A 22,431-nucleotide genomic window follows, 5' to 3' on the forward strand; every position below is an offset into this window, starting at 1 on the left:
AGGGTCGGTCAGCAGTGCGTCAAAAAGTGTTCGAGGACCTTGGCGCCGAACTGTAGTGCGTCAACGGGTACCCGTTCGTCGACCCCGTGGAACAGCGCGGCGAAATCCAGCTCGGGCGGCAGTCGCAGCGGCGCGAAGCCGAAGCACCGGATACCCAGGCGCACAAACGCTTTCGCGTCGGTGCCGCCCGACATCATGTAGGGCACCGTGCGGGCGTCGGGGTCGACGGCCAGGATGGCGGCATTCATCGCGTCGACGAGGTCGCCGTCGAACGTGGTCTCCACGCTGGGCAGGTCCCGTTCCCAGGTACGGGTGATGTTGGGACCGAGCAGCGCATCGAGTTCGCGCTCGAAGGCCTCCTTGCGACCCGGCAGGACGCGGCAGTCGACCATGGCCTCGGCCGTCGCCGGGATGACGTTGGCCTTGTAGCCGGCCTTGAGCATGGTGGGGTTCGCGGTGTCGCGCAGCGTGGCGCCCACGATGCGCGCGATGCCGCCCAGCTTGGCGATGGAACCTTCCAGGTCCGGCGAGGTCGGGTCGAGGTCGTAGCCGGTCTCTTCGGAGACCGCCGCCAGGAACTGCTCGACCGACTCACTGAGCACCAACGGGAACTGGTGCCGGCCCAGTTTGGCGACGGCTTCGGCGATCTCGGTGACGGCGTTGTCGTCGTGCACCATCGAGCCGTGCCCGGCGCGGCCGCGGGCCGTCAGCCGCATCCAGGACAGGCCCTTCTCGGCCGTCTCGATGAGGTACAGCCGGCGTTCGCCGCCCTCCTTGGTCGGCACGGTCAGCGAGAAGCCGCCGACCTCGCCAATGGCCTCGGTGATGCCGTCGAACAGGTCGGGCCGGTGGTCGACGAGCCATTGGCAGCCGTAGGTGCCGCCGTGCTCCTCGTCGGAGACGAAGGCGAAGACGAGGTCCCGGGGCGGGACGATGTTGTTGCGTTTCAGATGCCGCGCGACGGCGATCATCATGCCGCACATGTCCTTCATGTCGACCGCGCCGCGGCCCCACACGTAGCCGTCCTTCACCGCACCGGAGAACGGGTGCACGCTCCAGTCGGCGGGCTCGGCAGGCACGACGTCGAGGTGGCCGTGGATCAGCAGGGCGCCCCGGTTCGGGTCGGCGCCTTTGAGCCGTGCGAACAGATTGCCGCGCCCCGGCGCCCCCGCCTCGACATACTCGGTGGTGTAGCCCACCTCGCGCAGTTTCTCGGCCACCCAGCGGGCGCAGTCTTCCTCGCCTTTGGTGGTCTCCGGCTCGCCGGTATTGGACGTATCGAACCGGATGAGGGAGCTGACGAGGTCGACGACTTCGTCTTCGGGCGCAGTCACAGTCACATTCGTACCACCTCGGTTTTGGACTGAGCACCTCGATCCGTTAGCCTAAGCTGCCCGGCCAGACGGCTGGGCAGGTCCGAGTGGCGGAATGGCAGACGCGCTAGCTTGAGGTGCTAGTGCCCTATTAACGGGCGTGGGGGTTCAAGTCCCCCCTCGGACACATCCGGCGACACGACTTAGGTCGGCAGTCGCCCTCACTTGCCGCAGGTGCGGGTCGTAGTCAAGACGCAAACCCAGACTTGCGTACACCTGAGCGCGTTCCGCTCCGGTTGCCTTGCCGAGCACCGCCGCAAGCCCGCCCAATTCTCCGACCAACTCGCTGATCTGCGCCGCAGACATCGCGTGGGGTCGCTCCACATGCTCAAGACGCGCCTTCAGCTCGTCGCGCTCGGCCGTCCGGCGGCGGAGCGCAGCAGTCAAATCCTCGACGGCCACACCAGACTCCACCGCAGCGACCAGGGCGGCGATCTTGCTGTTCACCTCGCTGAGCTCACGCTGCAAGGCGGCATATCCGTTTCCTGCCGCCGGGTCCAGGTCTTGCCCTCGCGCGAGGTCTTCCGGATCGGCCAAGGTGGCGATCCATTTATCCAGTCGCGCGGTCACCTCGTCTTCCCGGAGATACACCGTCCGCGGGTGATCACTCAGGTCGACAGGTACCGAACGCGACTTGCCGAGCTCGCATCGGTAGAGAATGCGCGTTGTCTGCTTCCCTGGTCGGGCGGCCCCCTGCATCCGCCGGCCACATGCGGCGCAGTACAGCAGCCCACGAAGCGCATAGGGCACGGTCGATTCTCTGCTGCAGACGAGCCCAGGCCCTCGGCGCGCCTGTGTCCGAAGACGAACGGCCTGCGCCAGCTCGTCTGTGATCAGCGCTTCGTGCGTACGGCGGTCCGGTGCTATCCAGTCGGCCTCAGCACGCCACCGCATACGGGTTTCATACCCAGCGGCGACATCGTCGGGGTTGACCAGTACCTCGTATTTCTCCTGCTTGCCCCAAACGCGGACGCCTTGATACGCCGGGTTGTCGAGGATGGCGCGGATAGCCGAATGAGACCATCCTCGCGGGTCACGGTGCGGGTTCCTCGCGGGGTCATATTGGCTTGGCGACGGCACGCCGTCGTCGGTGAGCTGTTGCGCGATGTAACGCAGGCCCGCTCCGTCGGCGTACATCCGGTAAATCCGCTCGACGGTCGGTGACGTGGCGGGGTCGGCTTCGAGGCGGTGCAGCCGTTGCCCAAGATTTGCCTTGGCAATGTTCGGGTGTGGGCCCGCGTCGACGAGCCGGTAGCCATACGGTGGTCTGCCACCGAGGTATCTGGTTGTGTCCTGCGCGAGTGCCGACATCGCGGCGCGGACACGCATCTGGATACGCGCGCGCTCGCCCTTGCTCATGCCACCGAAGAGCGTCATCACGAGGTCATGCGCCTCGGAGCCGGGGTCGACCGCTCCACCGACCTCGGGTACCCACAACCCAACTCCGTAGTGCGTCAGCACAGGGAAAGTGAGCGCGAACTGAGGCCCATAGAACGCGCGGGCGGGCTCCCCGATCACGACAGCATCAAAGCCACGGCCACGAGACGCGACGTCATCAAGCAGACGTGATGCTTCCGGCCTTCGCTTCCAAGGCAGCGAACGGCTCTGTCCCACGTCGAAGTAGTCAGCCGCCAGGACTCCCCTGTGCGGAGTGATCAGGTCCAACGCGCGGCGCTTCTGCCAGCTTCGGCTCGCCTCCGGGTCTTGAGCATCCTCTGTGCTCACTCGGCCATAGAAGGCGAACCTGAGGCTCATGCCACTTCCCTCCCTGATGCACGCATCCGGTCCCGTACAGCCAGTATGACGTTGATCAGCGCGCAGTTGGCTTCGTGCGGAAGTCGAAACTGGTTGACTAGATCAATTTCAACACCTCCCTCTGACAGGTTCGGCGCATCGCATTCCGATCGACCATGCGCGGGCCGAGGACCTTTCTCAGCCATCACATTCCCCCGCCGGGTCCCAATGTTTGTCACCGACTTGGCGATGCCGTTCAGCAAGTCCTTCCAAGCGGGCGTCGATATGACGCAGGCTTGCCGAAACAGCCAACACGCGGTCGCCTACGGTAGCGTGTCCGGCGCGGTCGAATTCCCACCCGATGTCTTCACTAATCTGCGGCTGAGCATGTTGGTCCACAACGTGTTTCGTGTTGTTCTGACGAGACCATTGAGCGCGTTGGCTGCGCAGCGCGCTCATGGTGGTGGAATAACGGCGGGATTTGGTGGTGATGTGGCCTCGATAGCCGAGGGTGTGCAGCCATCGGTCGATCCCCACCAGAGCCGGGGTGTTTCCGATGCCGGACTGGGTGCCAGCAAGCACAACGATGGTGGTCAGGATCGACCGCACGTGCTCGGAAACATCAAGGGAAGCAATAGATTCAGCGGACAGGCGGCGGGCGGCGATACCGAAGTCCTGCAGGGATTTGGTGACGTACTTCGCGAGATAGCGAGCGACACGCCGCGGCGTCAAATGATCACTTGCCATAGCGGTATCCGAGTCTTCGTTGCCAGATGGTGCGGCTGCGGCCAGAGGCTGGGTATCGATCTGAGTGCCGAACCGCACCAACACAGTGCCGCTTGCCGTATCAAGATCACCAATTTCGGCAGGGGCAGCAACCGTGATGGCGATCTGGCGCGCGACGCGGTTGATCAGTGCTGCCAGAGCCGGCGCGGTGATTGGCGATTGCCATGGTGACTGTGCGTTGTGACGAGGCTCCGCGCCACCGGAGGTGGCACGGCCGTAACCAGTGTGGTCACCGGCCGTGGTGGTGTCGTTGACAGGGTCGAGGCGAATAAGGGCGTGGATGTGAGGAATGGCGCGGGCCTGCAGCTCCACGACTTTCACGAAACTCACCTTGACCGAGTCAGGATCGGCCCCGACGGTCTTCAGTTCGCACCGGGCGGCACGACGCAGCGCGATGGTGAAGCGGCGCCAGAGTTCGGGGAGGTACCAGGTGAACAGCACATGACTGATGTAGTCGTAGCAGTCAATGCATAGGGGCTGCCCGATCAGCGGGTCATCTCGGCAATGGGTGGTGCTGCACCACAGGGGCTTTCCATGCGGGCAACGCCGGTGTCCGCCATCTCTGGCGGCATCTCGGCACGCGGTCTCAGTGTGGTGGTGCACCGCGCCATATCCCGGCGCGGTCAGCGTGACGAACACTTGCGGATGTCCCACGATCGTGGCGGGGACGTCGTGGTGACCGCCAGCGGCGCCGGCGTGCACAAGTTGCCAAGTGTCCCTGGCGTAAAGGTCTGAGCAGGACGGGCAGACCTGGGCGCGGCGGTTGTTGCAGCGCGTCCACACCACCTGATGCCGGCCGTGGAGGTCAGCGCCGCTCAGTTGGATGGGGTGAGCACAGAACCCGACCGATTCGGCGCGACGCCACCAAGCGTCGAAGCCGGGTGATGATGCCCGCCGGACCATGTCACGCACCACCCTGTCCACATCGACGCTGGCGGCGGTGGCGGGCATACCTGGCAGCACCCACTCCGGGTTCCCCACCGCTCGGTCCGCTGAGGCTGTGCCGGTCACGACTTCTCCTGGTTCCCGGATGCGGTGGTGCGTGGGTGTGGTGCCCGAAAGGTGCGAGCCAGGGTGCTGATGTCACGGTCCGTGACGTGGAACGCCCGGATGCGGGTGGGCGTGGCGGTGCCGTCAGTCATCACATACCCGACACCCGGAGTGTGATCGCTAATGTCGTCGCAGACCGCGCCAGCGTCGCGGGCACCCTGCCCCAGGACCATCGCGGTTTGGGTGGCTTCGGTGAGCCGCAATCCGACCCGCACAGTGAACAGCTGGCGCACCGGGAGGGTGTCCTTTGCGGGGTCTTGGATGGCTTGCAACCACCGAGATGCCGACTGCACGGCCCTGGGATAGCAGCATGCCCAGGAGCTGTTCAATTTCTACGCGGAGTTTCCGATCAGTGAGATAGGCAGTAAGGGCAGCGATTTCGTCGATAACGACGACCAATAGCGGATCAGCGACAGTAGGTGTGTGTAGCCGGGTGTGGCCCCGCAACCGATCAGCGCGCCGGTGCATCACGTCGACCAGCGCGCGCAGCAGTTCCAGGGTGGCATTGCCGGCGTCGTGGGTGAACGCGGTGAACATAGTGGCGCCTGCGCCCAACTCCATTCCACCTTTCGGGTCGATCACGCACAAGCGAACCCGCCCGGTGCGCACGTGTGGTGCCAGGCCTGCGATCAGTGACCACAGGACGCTGCCCTTACCGGAGCCAGTAGCCCCGGCCACCAGAAGGTGATGCCCCAACACGGGTACCCGCCACAGTTGATGGCTGTCGGTGACCCCTGTCGGTATAGCGCCGCAATCCACAGGGGTGGCAGCGGTGGGCATAGGTAGCGCAATCGGGTCAGCCAGCGGGTCGCCGCGCACAATGGTGACACGCATCCGACCGGGCGCGATAGCGGTCACGGTGACGCGTTCGGCACGCCAGGCCGCAGCGAGCGCGTCAGTTTGCTTCTGCCAGTTGCTGATTGACTGACCGGTCACTACCGACACATCGATGGTGTCGGTGTGGTCCCCGATCGCGATCACCCGCAGGGCGGGAATATGTTCCCGCTCGCCGTGCTTGGTGGTCAGGCCGTGTAGCGCGCAGACCTGGGCCCAGGCGCGTTGATAGCGTGACCACCGCAGATAGGCGTGCCAGGGTGGGTTTAGCACCAGATGCTCAAAAGATTCCTCATCAAGGAATGCCCAACCCATGTAGGCCGCAACGAACCCGGCCAGGGTGAACATCCCAATGTTGTACCCCTGCCAGATGCCGACCCCCAGCGCGACCGCGGCCGGGACCCCGAGCAGCGGGAAACGTAGCGCCCACCACAGCAGGTGGCCGAAGGCGGTGACGATCGAGATAAGAAGGTCGCCGACCCAGTCCTCGTTTTCTTCGTTCCGCTTGTTGTTGCTTGCCGTGTTCGACATGCCGTCCTGTCTTTCGTGAAAGTGTCTGTGGGAGTGAGTGATCAGCCCGCCGACCGCCGCCACCTCTGCAGCGTGGTAGCCGGCGGGCCGACCTTAGGCGCGCTAGGAGCGCGGCGGCACGGCTTTTGCGTCGGCGACGGTAATGGCATCAGCCCCATAGGCGATTCCGTTCTTGCCATTTTGGTTCCACGGCAACGCCACCAGGTTCGATACCGTGACGGATTGCCCCACAGTGACTTTCGGTTCACCAGCCACGGTCACCGCCAGAATCTCGGCCCCGTCTGTATCGAGGGCCATAAGCTGCACCGCATACAGCGGCAAGCCAGTACCTTTGTCGATTTTCGGATGACCCGATTCGAAATCGATTCGCGCCTCAGCACTTTTCGTGCACATCCACGAGACCGCACTGGTATCGATTTTCAGTTTCATTGCTTCCCTGTCCTTTTCGTTGTCACGTCGCGCCCTGAGCGAGCGCTGAGATCACTACACGTGGACATCCCGGACATTCACAGAGACACCGAAGGACATCGAAGACACGTTGGACATCGGCGTGGACATTCGCGGACATGCGTGCGGACATGGCCATAGAACTGTCCGGCTGTTCCGCGCGCAGTTCGATGATGTCAACGCCAGAGATGGGGTTTATGTAAAGATCGTGGTCAGTCGCTGATTTACGGGTCGAGCGACTACCGCACAGGGAGGGACGGTGGCATCGTGGCGCTTACACCCGACGGCGACCTACCGTCCTCCAAAACCAAGAACGTTGCACTCGACCGGGCGCTACGCGCTAAAGGATTGTCCCCGCGCCGGCTTGCCGCGCGCATAGGGATTCACGAAAAGACGGTGCGGCGCTGGGCCACCGATGCCGATTGGCACGTCCAGCGGGAGAATGCCCACGCAGCAGCCCGCGAGCTGGGGTGCACACTGCATGACCTGTGGCCATCCCAGTTCCCGGCCGAACAACCCACCAATCGGCCCGTTACCAATTCCGCAGCAACGTTCAGCCCGACGATGTACGCAACCCGCACCCAGGTCCCAGTTCAGCTGTGACAGAGGCATTTTTCCAGCGCCAAGAAATCAATCGATATTCTGGAGTTCGCCGCCACGTTCTTGTTCGACACTCTCGATGGTTTCACAACCACCCTGGTCGAAGCCGCCAAACGCGGCGCCCAGGTGCGTTTTCTCGTCGGCGACCCCGGCGGGGACAACATGATCCTGCGGGGTGAGGAGGAAGGTATCGGCGACTCTGTCATGGCCCGCACTCGCAACTCCGTGGAACTGCTCGCTCCCCACGTCCAGACCCCGGGTCTGCAGGTGCGTACCCACCAAACAACGCTCTACACATCAATTTTCAAGGTCGACGACAGCATGCTCATCAACTTCCACGTCTACGGCTCACCAGGGCGCGACAACCCGGTGATGATCTTCTCTCGTACCGACGAGCCGCGACTGTGGGCGACATTCGTGGACGCGTTCACCCGCGTCTGGGACCAAGCACGACCACCGCCGAGACCGTAAGAATCCACCGCGACACGAGAGGCCCTACCGATGGCCCGGACCGACTATTACAACGATCCCCACCCCCAACAGTGTGGTTCCGTCCGCGTCGGCGATCGTCACCGACGAACAAGGTCGTATCCTGCTGGTCAAACGCCGGGACAACACACTGTGGGCTCTGCCCGGTGGCGGCCACGATATCGGAGAAACAATCGAACAGACCGCTATCCGGGAAGTCAAAGAAGAAACTGGGCTCGACGTGCAGGTCATTGGCCTGTCAGGCGTCTACACCGACCCCGCACACGTGGTTGCTTTTTCCGATGGCGAAGTGCGTCAACAGTTTTCCCTGTGCTTTACCACCACGGTCCTGGGCGGGCAGCTCGCGACCGACCATGAAAGTACCGACGTCGCCTGGACCGACCCGGCCGATATAGGCGCGCTGGACATGCACCCCTCAATGCGGCTGCGCATCACCCACTACCTGGACCAGAGGTCGGCACCCTACCTCGGATAACCAGGCCGGCTTACCGCCACGATTGCACCCGCCCCACTGCCGCAAGCAATTCCTCTCGCGACAAACTGACCGCCCGATGCAAGGGGTCTTCGGGCCCATACCGCTCCATCACCTCGTCCAAACGCGCTGCTGCAGACACCGGTGAACCGTCGGGGCCGGTCGTCAAGTCGCAGAACGTCAGCACGTCCAGAATCTCGGCGGCGGGCTCGGCGAACTCTTCCAGCCCTTCGATTCCACGCACCTCAGCTTCTACTGCCGCACCCGTATGGAATGCCACCAACGACACAACCGCCTCGGGAAAGCCCTGCGAGCGCAGGAACCGCGCGCCGTCCAGCGGGTGAAAACCAGTCTCACGCAGGTCCGACGCATACCCAATATCGTGCAGCCACGCCGCCGCCACCAGGCAGTTTCCGGTCTCGACGTCCAGGTGCGGCCGCATCCGCTCGGAGGCCGCCGCCACGGCCTGCACGTGAGCCCAGCGGCGCGGCAATCCGGAGAGATGCCGCTCAGCCAACCGCCTTGCACGCTCCGCCGGATCGCTACTCATGACACCAGCCTACGAGCCGGCCCACAAACCGCCGTCCTCAGACGCAGAATCGCTCGCCGCGTTCAGCGCATCATCTTCAGCCTGACTTCAGACCGGGGCGGCTACCGTCCGCTGGCGCTCCCGTTCGCCGCCCCGCGAAAACACCGGCCGGCACCACTCAGATCCCGAGCTACAACGCGTCGTCGAGCGTCATTCAGTCGGCTCGTCGCGGGCAAATGACCACCCTCGAACGCCGTCAATGACGATCGACCCGACCACGCAACTCACCGACGTGATCGCGCCTCAGTCCATTCCATGCACACGCGGCTTTGACCTGCGATGTGAGAACTTTCTTTACTGGGGTCAAGCCTGGGTCCGCCGCCTACCCCGAGCTGACGCCAACGTATCTATTTCTGGGAGTGCGGTTTCCGTTCCAGGGTCGTCGGCCCCGCAGCTGCGATTCCAACAGCATCGTGCTGGGCCGCTTCGATAACATCCACGGCCTCACCGATAGCGCCGGGCGGCCATTGCGGTTCAGCCAAACCCACCGGCTGCGCCATACCCAGACCACCGAATTGCACCGCGGGCGGGGCGCGGCCGGCCATGACTTACGTTGTGCCTACCGGCTCTCGGTGTGCCGGCGCGGTGGCGGGTGCCCGGCGCCGGGATGGACGTTGAGGCCACCAGCTGGCTTGACCGAGCAGGGTGGCGATAGCCGGAACGGTGAGGGTTCGCACCAGGAAGGTGTCCAGAAGCAGCCCGCAGCCGATGATCAGCCCGACCTGGAACATGATCGCCACCGACCCGATCATCAGGCCGAACATGCTTGCAGCGAAGATCAGGCCGGCGGAGGTGATCACTGATCCAGTGTTGGCGACGGTACGCAGCACCCCGACGCGCAGGTTGGCCGTGGATTCTTCACGCAACCGGGACACCAGGAGCATGTTGTAGTCGGCGCCGACGGCGACCAGGATGATGAACGCCAATAGTGGTACGGGCCAGGCGATTTGGTAGCCGAGAATCCACTGGAACACAATGACACCTATGCCCAGGGAGGCCAGGTAGTTCAGGATCACGGTGCCCAGCAGGTACAGCGGGGCGATGATGGCACGCAGCAGCGCCACCAGGATCAGCCCGACGATCACCAGGGTGGCGATAGCCAGTTGGGTGAAGTCCGCAGACAGCAGGCGCTGGATGTCGGCGTTGACAGCCGGGAACCCGGCGACCGCCACCCTGGCATCGGCCAGGGTGGTGTTGGGGCGGGCGGCGTTGGCGACGTCGGTGATCTGCTGGGCCAGGCGCATCGCTTGAATGCTGTAGGGGTCGGCGTTGGTGTCGATGGCGAAGCGGGCGGTTTTGCCGTCGGGTGAGACGAAGTGTCTGGCGAGGTCAGCGAATCGCCGGTCATCGAAGGTGGTGGCGGGCAGGAAGAAACCAGCGGCGGCGTCCGAGCCGGCGGTGGCGCGTGCCGAGTTCTGCAGGGCGGTGGCGATCGTGCTCATGCCGGTGAGCATCTGGATGTTGCTGTCGGCCAGGGCGTGCACCCCGGTGGCCAGCGCGCGCGACCCCGTGGCCAGTTGGCCGATTCCTTGCTGCAGCCGGTGGATGTTGGCGGCCAGATCGGCGGGGTCACCGAGGGTTTTGAACGCGGCGTTCATGGCGGTGACGGTGTGTTGAATGTCAGTGAGGGTGCCGGTCACGGTCGCATCGGTGGCCGGGTTGTAGTGGTCTCCTAGTGTGGCGATCTGGGTGAAAAATCCGTTGTCGCGCAAGGTGACCAGGACCGCGACTTGGTCACGGATTTGGGCGCATTCGGGGGTCGCCACACACCACGGGGCAGCGTTGAGGGCACCGGCCAGCGGGTCCAGGACACCGATGGCGTTCTCGGCGCGCTGGGCCAGGGGGCGGATGCCGGGGCCGGCTTGGATGGCCTGATCCACACCAGGTGCGGTGGCCGAGAGTTGTTGCAGCAGTGGGCCGAAACGCTGCATGCGGGCGCCGGCAGTGGAGGCCTGAGTGAGCACACCGCCCAGGGGTCCCATGGCGGTGCGCACGGCGGTGTCGAGTTGGGCGAGGCCGTCGGCGAGTTGGTCGGCCCCGTGGGTCAGGGCGTTCAGGTCGGCGCGGTGGGCGTTGGCGTCGGTGACCGATTGGGCCATCTTGTCGCCGATCTGCCCGTTCTGCCAGGACAGTTGGGCTTGCTCCAAGCGGGCGCCCGTGGGTCGGGTGACACCGGCGATCGAGACGACGCCGGGCAATTGAGCGATGCGGGAGGCCATTTCGTCGAGGTCGGCCAGCCCTTTGGCGGTGCGCATGTCGGTCGGGTTCTGCACCACGAGGAATTCGGCCAGGACCATGTCTTTGCGGAAGTGCCGGTTGAGCAGTTGGTAGCCCTGGTTGCTGGCGGTGCTGGCGGGTTGGCCGGCGCGGTCGTCGTAGCTGATGGTCATCGCGGTGGCCGCGGCGGCCAGCAGTCCCAGGATGAGCAGGCTGGCGACCAGCAGCGGTACCGGACGGCGCACCACCGCGACAGCGACGGCATTCCAGTAGCGGCGGGTGCGGTCGGGTTTGGGTTCGCCGATGCCGCGGCGGGCCGCCACGGCCAGCACCGGGGGCAGCAAGGTCACCGTGGCCACAAATCCGACGGCGACGGCGACCGCGCAGGCCGGCCCCAGTGCGGCGAACACGCTCAGCGTGGCGAACACCATGGACAGGAACGCCAACGCGACGGTGGCCGCCGAGGCCAGGATGACGCGGCCGATGCTCGCGGTGGCCGTGATGACCGCCGCCTCCGGTGGCGTTCCGGCGCGGCGTTGTTCGTGGTAGCGGCTGATCAGGAACACCGTGTAGTCGGTGCCGGCGCCGAGCAGGATCGCGGTCATGAACGCCACGGTGAACTGCGAGACCGGCAACCCGGACTGCCCGAGTCCCGAGAGCACGCCCCGCCCGACGGCCAGGCTCAGCGCGATGACCAGCAGCGGCAGCAGCGCGGTGAACAGTGATCGGTACACCATGAGCAGGATCAGCGCGATCAGTCCGGCGGTGGCGATCGACACTAACAGCAAATCGTGTTCGGCAGAAGAGATCTGGTCACTGAACGTGGCCGCCGGGCCGGTGACGTGGGCACTGACCCCCGATCCGGTGAACACCGCTGTGGTGATGTCGCGCACCGCGCCCACCGATTCGGCCGCAGTGGGATCGCCGAGCGCGCCGGCAATGCCCACCGGCAGGTACCAGGCTTTCCCGTCCCGGCTGACCGCCTGGGTTCGGGTGACCGGATCGGCGAGCAGATCCTGCACGAGCAGCACGTGGGCATGGTCGGCGCGCAACCGCTCGATCAACACCCCGTACCGCTGACGTGCCTGATCGCTCAGCCCGGCGGGGTCCTCCATCGCCACGAACAGCATCGTTTTGGAGCCCTGCTCGCCGAACGCGGTGCTCATCCGGTCCACGGTCTGAAACGAGGGCACATCGCGCGGAATCAGGTCCACCGACTGGCGGCGCACCACCGTTTCCAGCTGCGGGAACAGCAGGGCCAGCAGCACTGCCGCGGCGATCCACCCGCCGATCACCAGAGCCTTGTGGCGCACCGTGAACGTCGCGAGGCGCCCGAGTCGGGCGCTGTATTCCGACGACGCGGACGGGTCGGTGACCCGGCCCCGCCGCGTGGTGCCAGGCCCGTCGGTGCGATCACTCATGCTGCCCCTGCCGTCAAAACGGAACAAAAAGTATCGCTTCGATACTAATTGTTCCATTTCCGGCAGGGAAGCGTTCGTGCATAGTTTTTCCGGCTTCGGGCGCCGAATTAAGTTGCGGCAGCGTTATTTTCGTGGACGATAACGATGCCGGCGCAGCCTCCAGCCCGGCCCTGGCCTGGCGTTTAGACGGCGATACCCCGACACACCAGGGCGGTGATCGCCGCGGTCTGGGCGATCAGAACGTCACGGTCGGGTTTGTGTCCGTAGCGCAGGGCGATGCCGAAAGGGATCGCCACGATCGACTCGGCGGTAGCACCGATGTCGAGGTCGGGGCGGATGTAGCCGCGGTCGATGCCGTGGCGTAGCGCCGCACCCAGGATCGCGGCGCCGCTGTCATACATACGGTGAAACCGCTGCGACATTTCCTGATCCACCCCGGCGGCCTGCACCACGATCAGCTGCAACAGCCGCGGCTCTTCGGCGAGGACATCGGTGTAGGCCATGCCGATTGAGGACAGGTACTGACCGAACTCCTCGATGGAGGTGACCAGGCACGGCGTGGCCTCATCGATGGCAGCGCCCAGCCGGCCGTTGACCTGTCGCACCGCGTGATCGACGATGTCGCGCTTGTTCTCGAAATATCGGTAGAACATCGAGTGCCCCGAGCCGAGCCGCGCGGCGATGTGGCTGATCGAGGTCTGGTGATAGCCCCGCTCAGCGAACTCGGCCAATGCAGCATCAATGACCTCTTCGCGGACCAGCTCGGCGCGTTGGGCGCGCTGACGATCAGCCATCGTGGAGCGCGGTTTGCCCACCGCCGACGCCGCGGCCGTGGAGCTATTGGTCCGCTTACCCATCGCCAGCCTCCCGCACAAGTGGAACAAAAAGTATCCCTCCGATACTAGTTGTTCCACGTTCGCCGGGCGCAGCGTTCGTCAACAAAATTTTGGCGGCCCACGGCGGAGTCGGCAAAGCAATTAGCTTGCGGCAGCGCCAATATCACCGATGGGGAGGTCATGGCGCACGATGCGGACCTGCCCCGGCGGCAGGCAGGCCATGTAGCCGTGCCGTTTGCCGTACAGCTCCCAGGAGGCCCGGTCGCCATCGGGGGTGACATCGATACCGCCCCCGGTCGACAGCACAAGATGCAGCGCGCCGTCGTCGTCGCATTCGGCGTGGGCGCACGTCGCGCCGGCCATGTCGAGCAGGGCGCGGTGCTGCGGCGCGAAGTTGTGCGGGTCGATCACCACCTGTTCCTCGGGATACAGACCCACCGGCGGCAGGGTCAATTTCATCGCGGTGGCGATCACCAACTCGTTGTAGTCGTCGAAGTCGAGCACCAACCCCTCGTGCAACGAAACCCGCTGGATGGTGCAGTGCGTGATCCAAAGAGTGTGCATGACCGGCTCCTTTCGGCACGTCGTTGTGCACAGTCATGGTACAAAAAGTAGCGCAGCGATACCACAAGTTCCGCTATCGAATGTCGGTGCGCAGCAATGCCCCCAGCAGATGGCCGACGGTGCGGTCGATGCGCTCCCGCGCATCGGCGGGGGTGACCCGCCCACTGATCACGGCCGTGAGGTTGGCCAGCCAGATGTCGGCGATCAGACCGGCCAGGTGTCGCTCGCGCGGCGTAGGCGAGGGTCCGCCGAGCGCGCGGGCGAACATGTCCTCGATCACGCCGACGGCGTACTGCACAGCATCGGCCGCGCCGGTATCGGCCACCACGAACGCCCGCACCATCGCATCGGTCAACGCGGGCTCGTCCAGCCACCGTTGATGCAGCCGCACCGTCAACTGCGCCCAGCGCTGCGGTGGGGTCAATTCATCGGCGCTCCAGTCGAATTCGGCGTCCAGGCGCTCAATTTCGCGGGCCAGCACCGTCACCAGCAGATGCGTCTTGGACGAATAGTGCCGATACAGGGAGCTCGCGGCCGTGCCGGCCCGCGCAGCAACCGCACGCATGCGCACACCCTCAAAACCGTGCGCCGAGGCGATCTCCAGCGCCGCGTCGAGGATCTCTTCGCGGCGGCCCGCGACGACCACCGGACTCGGACGCACCGGTGGCGGGCGCAAGTACGTATCAGGCTCGCTCATCTGGACATCGGGCACGCTCATCGCGGCCCACTATCGCGCTCGACGCCGCCGCCGGCGGCGTGGCGCGCGAGGTCGGCGAACATCTCCGTGAACCCGGTGATGTCGCCGTGCGCGGCGAAATGGGCCGCGTCCACAGCGATAAAGACCGCCGCCGCGGTGAACCTGGTGACGCCGTCGCTGCCCACCCCGGTTCCCTCCACGCGTAGCACCCGGCCGCGACGATCCACGACGCGGGCGCGCACACGGTGGGTGTGGTGCAGCGGGACCGGTTGCAGATACTCGATCGTCAAGCTGCGTGTTACCGCCGGGGTGCCGGCGATCCACAGCGTGAAGCCGAGCACGTCATCGCAGGCCGCGGCGATCGCGCCGCCGTGGGCCAGACCGGGAGCACCGATGTGCCGTTCATCGAAGGTCACATCGGCGAACACCTCCGTGCCGTCGCGATAGGCCGTCAACCGCAGGCCATGCGGATTGTCGGGGCCACATCCCATGCACACCGGGGTGTGCGCGGGAAGTTGTTGTGGCACATCCTCATCGGCTACCGAGTCGCTCACGCGGCACCCGCCGGCTCACTCGAACTGGCCGGGGCGGGCACCACCGGCGCAGCCGCCTCGGGTGGCGGTGCTGATCGGCCCGGCGCCCACACGGCAACGATCAATGCCGACACTGCGCTGATCATCGCAAGCACGAAAGCCCCTGTCGCGCAACCATGAACAAACGCCAACTTCGCCTGCGCGACGGCAGCGTCAGCCGCGGGACCGACATGAAGCGCCGCTTGTGCCGCGGCCGCCAGTGAGTCCTCGAATGCAGCGCGCAGCGGCGACGGCAGGGCAGCCGCGGTCGCGCCGACCCGATCGCTGTAGCCGGCGGCCAGCACACTGCCCGCGATGGCAATCCCCATCGCCGCGCCGACTTCGCGGGCCGCATCGTTGACCGCCGCGGCCACCCCATGCTTGTGCACCGGGGTGGCGTCCACCACCGCTGCCGTCGACGGCGCTGTACACAGACCCAAACCGGTCCCCAGCGCCACCAGGGACCACACAATGTCTACATAACCCGAGTGCACGTCGAGCCGGCTCGCCAGAAACATCCCGACCGCCAGCATCCCCAGACCACCCGCCAGCATCACGCGCAACCCCCAGCGTGCCGCCAGCTGCGGTGCCGCCACCGAGACCACCACGATCGGCACAATCAACGGTGTCAGCGCCAACGCCGACCTGATCGGCGAATACCCGCTGATCAGCTGCAGGTACTGCACCAGCAGGAAAAACACCCCGAAAATCACCACGAAATGCAGCACCAGCGACACCGTGCCCGCCGTGAAACTGCGATCGCGAAACAACCTCATGTCCAGCAGCGGGTCAGCACGCCGCAACTCCACCACCGCGAACGCCACCAAACATCCAGCGGCGCAACCAAACAGCGCCATCACCACGGTGTCCGTCCAGCCGCGATGCGGCGCCTCGACAAGAGCGACCACCAGCAGACCGATCGCCAGCGCGATCACTACCGACCCCACCACGTCGATACGAGGATGGGCACCCTCGCGGGAAGTGGGCACTCGCAGCGCCGCGACCAGCAGCAGCACCGCCGCGGCGGCCAGCCCCACGAAAATCGCCCGCCACGACCAAAGTTGCAGCAGCACACCAGAAATCAGCACCCCGACCACTGCACCCGAGGCGGCCACGCCCGCCCAGATGCCCACCGCACGTCGCCGCTGGGCCACCCCGAACTCACCGGTCAGGATCGACAACGTGGACGGCATCACCAACGCCGCACCCACCCCAGCCGCCGCCCGCGCACTGATCAGCCACCACGGGGTGTCGAATGCCAACGGCACCACCGACGCCGCCGCGAACACCGCCAACCCGGCGATCAGCACGCCCCGCCGGCCATAACGGTCGCCGACCGCGCCCGCAGGCAAGACCAGGCACGCGATCGCCAAGGTGTACCCGTCGACTACCCACGTCAGCTGGCTCTGCGTTGCCCCGGTATCAACGGCAATGTTCGGCAACGCGGTATATAGGGCCGCCATCGAACCAATCACCAGCGCCACCGCGGCACACGACACGACTAGGGTCCACTGCTGCCCACGCGAGAATGATCTCTGCTGATCCGGCACGCTCAACACCCCTGTACATTCAGTTTCGCTGCGCTACTCGATGTACCATAACTGAGGTTGTCGACGAACACACCCGGGATCAGCAAAGGAGCCACAGTGAGAAATCAGGCCCCGCCGATACCGGACGACTATGACGAGGACATCGATCCGCGCCGCACGCGGTCACGGAACCGACTGCTCGATGCCGCCGCCAACCTACTCAAGACCGGCGGCGTTGAAGCAGTCACCATCGACGCGGTCACCAAGGCATCCAAAGTCGCCCGCACTACCCTCTACCGCCACTTCAATAGCTCCACCCAGCTACTCGCAGCGACCTTCGAACGCTTACTGCCGCAAGTCATTCCGCCCGAACCCACCAGCGGAACTCTGCGCGAGCGACTCATCGAACTGCTGTCACGCCAAGCCGACCTCCTCGCCGAAGCGCCGGTGCAAGTCACCACCCTCGCCTGGGCGGCCCTGGGCCCCGCCGAAACCCCCAGCGCCGACTCCGAAGGCACCCCGCACGCCAACGCTCACGCGCTGCGCTCCCGCGTCGTCGAGCAATACCGGCAACCCTTCGACAACATCCTGCAAAGCGCCGACGGCCGCCGAGAACTCGGCGACCTAGACGTCGAGCTCGCCATCTGCCAGCTCGTCGGCCCCCTCGTCTTCGCCCGACTGACCGGCATCCGCGCCATCACCCACAACGACTGCATCCGCCTCGTCGACACCTTCATGGACACCTACAGCGTCAACCCAGCCACAACAAGACCCGACGCCAGCTAGAACCAGCGAGCGTCCCACGGATGGAGTGTTCGCAGTAGGCGCACCGCCCAACCCGCATTCACCCTTAACGGAGAACATCAGCGGACGTCACTGCTCCCGATCAGGAACTCCGAAGCCAATGCCTCGGAAAAACACCAGATACCCCGGTGAGCACAGCGCTTACTACATAAGATCTGCAATGCAGCGGTGAACGAAAGCCCCTTGCATCCGCCGACGAGTTCGCGATCCCACTCGACCGACTCGCCGATCTGAGCGAAGTCCTCTCCGCCTATCAAGGCGGTTCTTCAATTCGTCCGTTCGGCGGTCCGCTGACCCATCGAGACCGTCGACGCACAGCTCGCCAAACTCACCGCTGGAGAAGGTCCGGGCGGAAAGCCCACACTGCGGATAGCGACAGCTACCCGAACGGCGTGACTGCGCACGGCATCACTACCGGCCACCCGTCACCATCGAACTTGCCAACGGAGTATCTCGTTAACGGTGTTTCCGGCGGTTTCCATCAGTAGGTCGCGGCTGCCGGGAATCGGTCGCCGAACGTGATTGCAAACGCGTCGAGCGCTGGCTTGCACCGCATCACCCATCGTGCCCTGCCGTGATCGCTCGGTGGAAGCGGGCGATCAAAGACTCAATAGCATTGGCGCTGCAGATGACTCGGCAGATTTCCACGTCGTAGTCCAGGAACGGGATGAAATCCGCCCAGGCGTTGCCCCACAACCGAATCACCGCCGGATACCGCTGGCCCCATTTTTCAGTCAGATCGTCGAACGCGGCCCGGGCGTCGGCGGCGTTGATCGCGGTGTAGGTCGGTTTGGTGTCCCGCTTGATCTCGTCCAAGGACTTGCGGGAAGTGAGCCGAAAAGTGTTGCTGTTTCTCGTAGCCCAGGTGCTCGGTCATCTCTTCATTGAGCGCGATCTCGAGCACCGCTTTAGTCATCTGTTTGAGCAGTCCGTCCGGACCGGTCAGCGATGGCCCCTGTTGCTGGGCCAGCCGCACCAGCTCGACCGCAGCCTGCTGCGCAGCGGAGGGCCCCGACTTTTTCTTCGCCACATCCAGTGGCGTCATCACGGCACCTTCCTCGCCGAGCTTCGCTCAGCGTGTCAGGCCGGAAACACCGATAAATCCACAGTCCCGAAGCTCTGGACACAGCTGACGCCCGGCGTATCCATCGATCATGGCTCGGAGTGGATTCTTCGCACTATTCTTAGCCTGCTTGCCGCCAGCGGGCCCCGAGAGCGCAGCGGAGACGGATTACGCGGGTACGACGAACGGCCGCTAATTCCCGCGATCGCCTCCAGCAGTAACGATCGCGCAACGGAACAACCTTGACGTACTGTCTCATCAGCAATCTATGTCTTGAAAGGCTGAATATGCCGGTGAACTTCGCCACATTCAACGACCGTGTCGCCGAACAGTTGAAGGACTCCACAGTGACCGTCGGCGGACTCGCGGGCTACCTCGGTTTCCGACACACCGAGTTCATCGCCGGCCGACTGGTCGCAGAAATGGACGCCCGAGACGACTTGAAGACACCGTTCGGCAACCTGCACGGCGGCTGCCTGTCCGCCATGGTTGATCACTGCCTCGGTGTCGTGTTCTACCCAGTCATCCCTGAGGGCTCATGGGTTGCGACAACAGAGTTCAAGCTCAACCTGCTTCGGCCCGTATCCGCCGGCAAGTGCGTCGCAGTCGCCGAGATTGTCGCGCTCGGGAGAACCAGCGGCGTTGCTCGGATCGACATCACCAACCAAAGTCGCGCAGTATGTGTCGCCCAGGGCACTGTGACGATCGTGGGCCTGAAGCCGACCTCGTGATCAATGGCGAGCGGAAGGGCTAAAGGGTGACCGCTGCGCTTGAGCGCGTGCCAACCAGCGACGGGCTCACTCTGGCTGTTGACTTCTACCGCTGTGCCGCACCTCGCGCGGTTGTATTGCTACTCCACGGCGGCGGTCAGAGCCGACACGCCTGGGACGTCACAGCACTGCTTTTGCGCGCGCGGATTCACGGTGGCCGCGTATGACGCACGCGGGCACGGTGACAGCGACTGGGATCCCACAGGCCGTTACGATCTGAATCGGCTCGGATCCGATCTGATCGCAGTACGGCCGTACGCGAACCTGGGACGGCCGATCGTGGCCATCGGGGCATCCCTTGGCGGCCTCACCATTCTCGGCAGTCACTTGCTAGCTCCGCCAGACTTGTGGGACGCCGTGATTCTTGTGGACGTCACACCACGTATGGAGATGAAAGGCGCACGGCGCGTCGTCGCCTTCATGTCGGCGCACGCCAACGGGTTCGACAACCTGGAATCCGCCGCCGAGGCCATCGCGGCATACAACCCGCACCGCTCGAGACCGAACAACCTCGACGGACTTCGAAGAGTCCTACATCAACGAAGCGACGGCCGGTGGGTGTGGCGTTGGGATCCCGCGTTCGTGGCATCGAATTTCCAGTTTCTCCAAGGCGACCAGGCAGCCGGGACAGCCGAATTCGAGAAGATGAGCACTTTGTTGGTCGACGGTGCGCAGCGTGTTACGGCACCAACACTCCTCGTGCGCGGGTTGCTGTCCGACGTGGTATCCGACGAAACTGTGAACGATTTCCGCGACCTCGTGCCGCATGCGCGCACTGTCGATGTCACGGGCGCAGGCCATATGATCGCCGGCGATGACAACGCTGTCTTCTCGGAAGCGGTGCTCGATTTCCTCGACGACCTCGTCTAGTGTCCTGAGTCATTAATTACGATCTAGCTGTTAGACTGGGTCGTGCCGACTCCGCGTGCTGCCAAGATTGTGTTGACCGCTGATGAGCGGGCTGAGCTTGAGGGTTGGGCCAGGCGTCGGACTAGTGCTGCAGGCTTGGCGATGCGGTCGCGAATTGTGTTGGCAGCCGCCGATGGTGGGTCCAATACCGAACTGGCGCGGCGGCTGGATCTGTCGATCACCACGGTGCGTCGGTGGCGTAATCGGTTCGTCGTGGACCGCTGCGACGGATTGCTCGACGAGCCGCGCCCGGGCCGGCCGCGTGTCGTGGGTGATGAGCAGATCAAGGATCTGATCACTGCAACGTTGGAAACGACTCCACCGGATGCCACGCATTGGTCGACGCGGTCGATGGCCGATCACCTGGGCTTGAGTCAGTCGATGGTCTCGCGGGTCTGGCGCGCATTCGGATTAGCTCCACACAAACAGGATTCATGGAAACTGTCCAAGGATCCGCTGTTCGTGGAAAAGGTCCGCGACGTGGTCGGTCTGTACCTGGACCCGCCGGAGCGGGCGGTGGTGCTCTGCGTTGACGAAAAGACGCAGATCCAGGCTCTGAACCGCACCCAGCCCGTGTTCCCGATGCTGCCCGGTACCCCAGCGCGGGCCAGTCACGACTACATCCGCCACGGCACCTCGAGCCTGTATGCGGCCTTGAACCTGACCACAGGAACGGTGATCGGCTCACTGCACGCGCGCCACCGCTCCACTGAATTTCTCGCCTTCTTGAAGAAAATCGACGCCGAAGTCCCCGCCGATCTGGATTGTCACGTCGTGCTCGACAACGCCTCCACCCATAAGACCCCCGCCGTAAAACGTTGGCTGACAAGCCATCCCCGCTTTGTGCTGCACTTCACCCCGACCAGCTCATCATGGCTCAACCTGGTCGAACGGTGGTTCGCCGAGCTGACCACCAAGAAACTGCGCCGCGGCACCCACACCTCAGTGCGCCAACTCAACGCCGACATCCGAGCATGGATCGACACCTGGAACGACAATCCGCGCCCCTACGTCTGGACGAAGACCGCCGACCAAATCCTAGCCAGCATCGGGAACTACTGCACTCGAATTAATGACTCAAGACACTAGCTCCTTGATCAACCACTCTGATGCGGCGTCCGGCGCCGTCGCGTTTATCCTGCTCACATGCCCACAGAATCCATGCGGATGTCATTCCGCCGACACATGCGCGACGAGGTGTTGCGGGCGGCCCGAGAACTCACGATCGAGAAAGGGTGGGAGCGAGTCCGAATGAGCGAGGTTGCAGAGCTCGTCGGCGTATCTCGCCCAACTCTGTACAAGGAATTCACCGACAAGCAGGGCCTAGGCGACGCATTGGTTGTCACTGAAGGTCAGCTCTTCTTGGAAGGAATTCACGCCGTCCTTGCATCGCATACCGGTGATATCGGTGGTGGAATCACCGCCGCCGTGGAGTACACGCTCAAGGAAGCTGAGGCCAGTCCTCTGCTGAAAGCCGCGTTGACATCGACCCGTACAACTACAACGGGGACACGCGACAGCGCAACCGGTGTCCTTCCGCTGTTGCCCACATCCGCATCACTGCTTGAGTTGTCATCGGCCGCGCTAATCGCGTGGTTCGGCGAGCACTTCGACCAGCTCGATCCCGAGGACGTCAATGAAGTGGCCGACGTACTGGTCCGGCTCACCGTCAGCCACCTCGTGCTGCCAGCCGCCGACGCCCACACCACCGGGCGGCGAATCTCGCAGGTAGCACTGCGCTATCTGGCCCCGCGATAGCGGTGGATCAATGATCGGCCTGTCACGCGCGAGGCACTGGCGGCCACCGCCACCGTTGCACCGCTATTGTCCAAGGCCGCATAGTCAATGAGATCAGCTGTTCAAGAGGCACTCTCCGAAGGCAACAGATCGCTGCCGATGCCTCTGCCAGCTTCAACTATGCACTTTTAGGCACAAGCAGGCCGAGTAAGCACTTGCCGATGGCGTCGTCAGAAACAGCGTCGACTCTAACTCATCACTTCACGCGTGCATTGAAAATACGAGGCGTACAGCAGATTTCACTGGGGCATGGTCGGCCGATCCGAGTTCAAACCCTGGTCTCAGCCCGGTCTCGTCGCGAGACGCAAAATGCGCGGCGACGGTCAGCGAAGAGTTGGGGGCGCCGA

The 22,431-nt window shown here is 64.4% G+C and carries 16 protein-coding genes, 1 tRNA gene and 5 pseudogenes; 9 read left to right on the plus strand and 13 right to left on the minus strand.

The window, feature by feature from the left end; genetic code table 11:
* Positions 1 to 8: 8 nt before the first annotated feature.
* A complete protein-coding gene (locus VXD91_RS02975; RefSeq protein ID WP_318987366.1) occupies positions 9 to 1,340 on the minus strand; it encodes a M20/M25/M40 family metallo-hydrolase in 1,332 nt (443 codons plus the stop codon).
* A gap of 74 nt (positions 1,341 to 1,414) precedes the next feature.
* Here VXD91_RS02975 and VXD91_RS02980 point away from each other — a divergent pair.
* Positions 1,415 to 1,500: transfer RNA gene (locus VXD91_RS02980), tRNA-Leu, on the plus strand.
* On the opposite strand, the gene VXD91_RS02985 is transcribed toward VXD91_RS02980, so the two are convergent.
* From VXD91_RS02985 to VXD91_RS03000, 4 genes and pseudogenes are all read right to left on the minus strand, one after another.
* Positions 1,482 to 3,128 carry a recombinase family protein gene (locus tag VXD91_RS02985; RefSeq protein WP_318987367.1) on the minus strand — a complete coding sequence of 549 codons (1,647 nt, stop codon included), beginning with the start codon at positions 3,126 to 3,128 and terminating at the stop codon, positions 1,482 to 1,484. The genes VXD91_RS02980 and VXD91_RS02985 overlap by 19 nt on opposite strands.
* Positions 3,129 to 3,305: 177 nt before the next feature.
* On the minus strand, positions 3,306 to 4,844 hold the full coding sequence (locus VXD91_RS02990) for a replication initiator (protein WP_318987368.1): 1,539 nt from the start codon (positions 4,842 to 4,844) through the stop codon (positions 3,306 to 3,308).
* Between the two features lie 56 nt (positions 4,845 to 4,900).
* Positions 4,901 to 6,308 (minus strand): annotated as a pseudogene (locus VXD91_RS02995) (FtsK/SpoIIIE domain-containing protein).
* A 102-nt stretch (positions 6,309 to 6,410) separates the two neighbouring features.
* A complete protein-coding gene (locus VXD91_RS03000) occupies positions 6,411 to 6,737 on the minus strand; it encodes a hypothetical protein (RefSeq protein WP_318987369.1) in 327 nt (108 codons plus the stop codon).
* Between the two features lie 285 nt (positions 6,738 to 7,022).
* Here VXD91_RS03000 and VXD91_RS03005 point away from each other — a divergent pair.
* Positions 7,023 to 7,826: pseudogene (locus tag VXD91_RS03005) on the plus strand (hypothetical protein).
* Between the two features lie 30 nt (positions 7,827 to 7,856).
* Positions 7,857 to 8,319, plus strand: a pseudogene (locus VXD91_RS03010) (NUDIX domain-containing protein).
* Between the two features lie 10 nt (positions 8,320 to 8,329).
* Here VXD91_RS03010 and VXD91_RS03015 read toward each other — a convergent pair.
* From VXD91_RS03015 to VXD91_RS03045, 7 genes are all read right to left on the minus strand, one after another.
* Positions 8,330 to 8,866 (minus strand): HD domain-containing protein, encoded by a 537-nt coding sequence (locus tag VXD91_RS03015; protein WP_318987370.1) that lies wholly within the window; start codon positions 8,864 to 8,866, stop codon positions 8,330 to 8,332.
* A 587-nt stretch (positions 8,867 to 9,453) separates the two neighbouring features.
* Entirely contained in the window at positions 9,454 to 12,543 is a 3,090-nt protein-coding gene (locus VXD91_RS03020; RefSeq protein ID WP_346414621.1) for an RND family transporter, read from the minus strand.
* 182 nt (positions 12,544 to 12,725) lie between these two features.
* Positions 12,726 to 13,337, minus strand: a complete 612-nt coding sequence (locus VXD91_RS03025) for a TetR/AcrR family transcriptional regulator (protein WP_346414627.1) — start codon at positions 13,335 to 13,337, stop codon at positions 12,726 to 12,728.
* 183 nt (positions 13,338 to 13,520) lie between these two features.
* On the minus strand, positions 13,521 to 13,943 hold the full coding sequence (locus VXD91_RS03030; RefSeq protein ID WP_318986918.1) for a DUF6188 family protein: 423 nt from the start codon (positions 13,941 to 13,943) through the stop codon (positions 13,521 to 13,523).
* 73 nt (positions 13,944 to 14,016) lie between these two features.
* A complete protein-coding gene (locus VXD91_RS03035) occupies positions 14,017 to 14,640 on the minus strand; it encodes a TetR family transcriptional regulator (protein ID WP_346414622.1) in 624 nt (207 codons plus the stop codon).
* A gap of 17 nt (positions 14,641 to 14,657) precedes the next feature.
* Entirely contained in the window at positions 14,658 to 15,131 is a 474-nt protein-coding gene (locus tag VXD91_RS03040; protein WP_318986950.1) for a PaaI family thioesterase, read from the minus strand.
* Between the two features lie 59 nt (positions 15,132 to 15,190).
* Positions 15,191 to 16,696, minus strand: a complete 1,506-nt coding sequence (locus tag VXD91_RS03045; RefSeq protein WP_346414624.1) for an MFS transporter — start codon at positions 16,694 to 16,696, stop codon at positions 15,191 to 15,193.
* 162 nt (positions 16,697 to 16,858) lie between these two features.
* Here VXD91_RS03045 and VXD91_RS03050 point away from each other — a divergent pair, with 162 nt between their 5' ends.
* Entirely contained in the window at positions 16,859 to 17,527 is a 669-nt protein-coding gene (locus VXD91_RS03050) for a TetR/AcrR family transcriptional regulator (RefSeq protein ID WP_318986951.1), read from the plus strand.
* 499 nt (positions 17,528 to 18,026) lie between these two features.
* Here the strand turns inward: VXD91_RS03050 and VXD91_RS03055 are convergent.
* A pseudogene (locus tag VXD91_RS03055) lies at positions 18,027 to 18,391 on the minus strand (transposase); the annotation flags it as partial.
* On the opposite strand from VXD91_RS03055, the gene VXD91_RS03060 reads away from it, so the two are divergent.
* The 5 genes and pseudogenes from VXD91_RS03060 to VXD91_RS03080 all read left to right on the plus strand — a co-directional run bounded on the left by VXD91_RS03060 (position 18,375) and on the right by VXD91_RS03080 (position 22,045).
* Positions 18,375 to 18,854, plus strand: coding sequence for a hypothetical protein (locus tag VXD91_RS03060; protein ID WP_318986921.1), 480 nt, complete (start codon positions 18,375 to 18,377; stop codon positions 18,852 to 18,854). The pseudogene VXD91_RS03055 and the gene VXD91_RS03060 sit on opposite strands and share 17 nt — an antisense overlap.
* A gap of 47 nt (positions 18,855 to 18,901) precedes the next feature.
* A complete protein-coding gene (locus VXD91_RS03065) occupies positions 18,902 to 19,339 on the plus strand; it encodes a PaaI family thioesterase (protein ID WP_061003656.1) in 438 nt (145 codons plus the stop codon).
* Positions 19,340 to 19,365: 26 nt separating this feature from the next.
* Positions 19,366 to 20,248 (plus strand): annotated as a pseudogene (locus VXD91_RS03070) (alpha/beta hydrolase).
* Positions 20,249 to 20,290: 42 nt separating this feature from the next.
* Positions 20,291 to 21,376: an IS630 family transposase gene (locus VXD91_RS03075; protein ID WP_025997290.1), complete on the plus strand. Its 1,086-nt coding sequence runs from the start codon at positions 20,291 to 20,293 to the stop codon at positions 21,374 to 21,376.
* Positions 21,377 to 21,472: 96 nt separating this feature from the next.
* On the plus strand, positions 21,473 to 22,045 hold the full coding sequence (locus VXD91_RS03080; protein ID WP_318986952.1) for a TetR family transcriptional regulator: 573 nt from the start codon (positions 21,473 to 21,475) through the stop codon (positions 22,043 to 22,045).
* Positions 22,046 to 22,431: the final 386 nt, after the last annotated feature.

Source organism: Mycobacterium sp. SM3041 (assembly GCF_039668335.1).
In the GTDB taxonomy this organism is placed as follows: Bacteria; Actinomycetota; Actinomycetes; order Mycobacteriales; family Mycobacteriaceae; genus Mycobacterium.

Coding starts and splice junctions, on each gene's coding strand:
- VXD91_RS02985 (WP_318987367.1), bottom strand. CDS start 3,128: ATGAGCCTCAGGTTCGCCTTCTATGGCCGAGTGAGCACAGAGGATGCT.
- VXD91_RS02990 (WP_318987368.1), bottom strand. CDS start 4,844: ATGCCCGCCACCGCCGCCAGCGTCGATGTGGACAGGGTGGTGCGTGAC.
- VXD91_RS03000 (WP_318987369.1), bottom strand. CDS start 6,737: ATGAAACTGAAAATCGATACCAGTGCGGTCTCGTGGATGTGCACGAAA.
- VXD91_RS03015 (WP_318987370.1), bottom strand. CDS start 8,866: ATGAGTAGCGATCCGGCGGAGCGTGCAAGGCGGTTGGCTGAGCGGCAT.
- VXD91_RS03020 (WP_346414621.1), bottom strand. CDS start 12,543: ATGAGTGATCGCACCGACGGGCCTGGCACCACGCGGCGGGGCCGGGTC.
- VXD91_RS03025 (WP_346414627.1), bottom strand. CDS start 13,337: ATGGCTGATCGTCAGCGCGCCCAACGCGCCGAGCTGGTCCGCGAAGAG.
- VXD91_RS03030 (WP_318986918.1), bottom strand. CDS start 13,943: ATGCACACTCTTTGGATCACGCACTGCACCATCCAGCGGGTTTCGTTG.
- VXD91_RS03035 (WP_346414622.1), bottom strand. CDS start 14,640: ATGAGCGAGCCTGATACGTACTTGCGCCCGCCACCGGTGCGTCCGAGT.
- VXD91_RS03040 (WP_318986950.1), bottom strand. CDS start 15,131: ATGGGATGTGGCCCCGACAATCCGCATGGCCTGCGGTTGACGGCCTAT.
- VXD91_RS03080 (WP_318986952.1), top strand. CDS start 21,473: ATGCGCGACGAGGTGTTGCGGGCGGCCCGAGAACTCACGATCGAGAAA.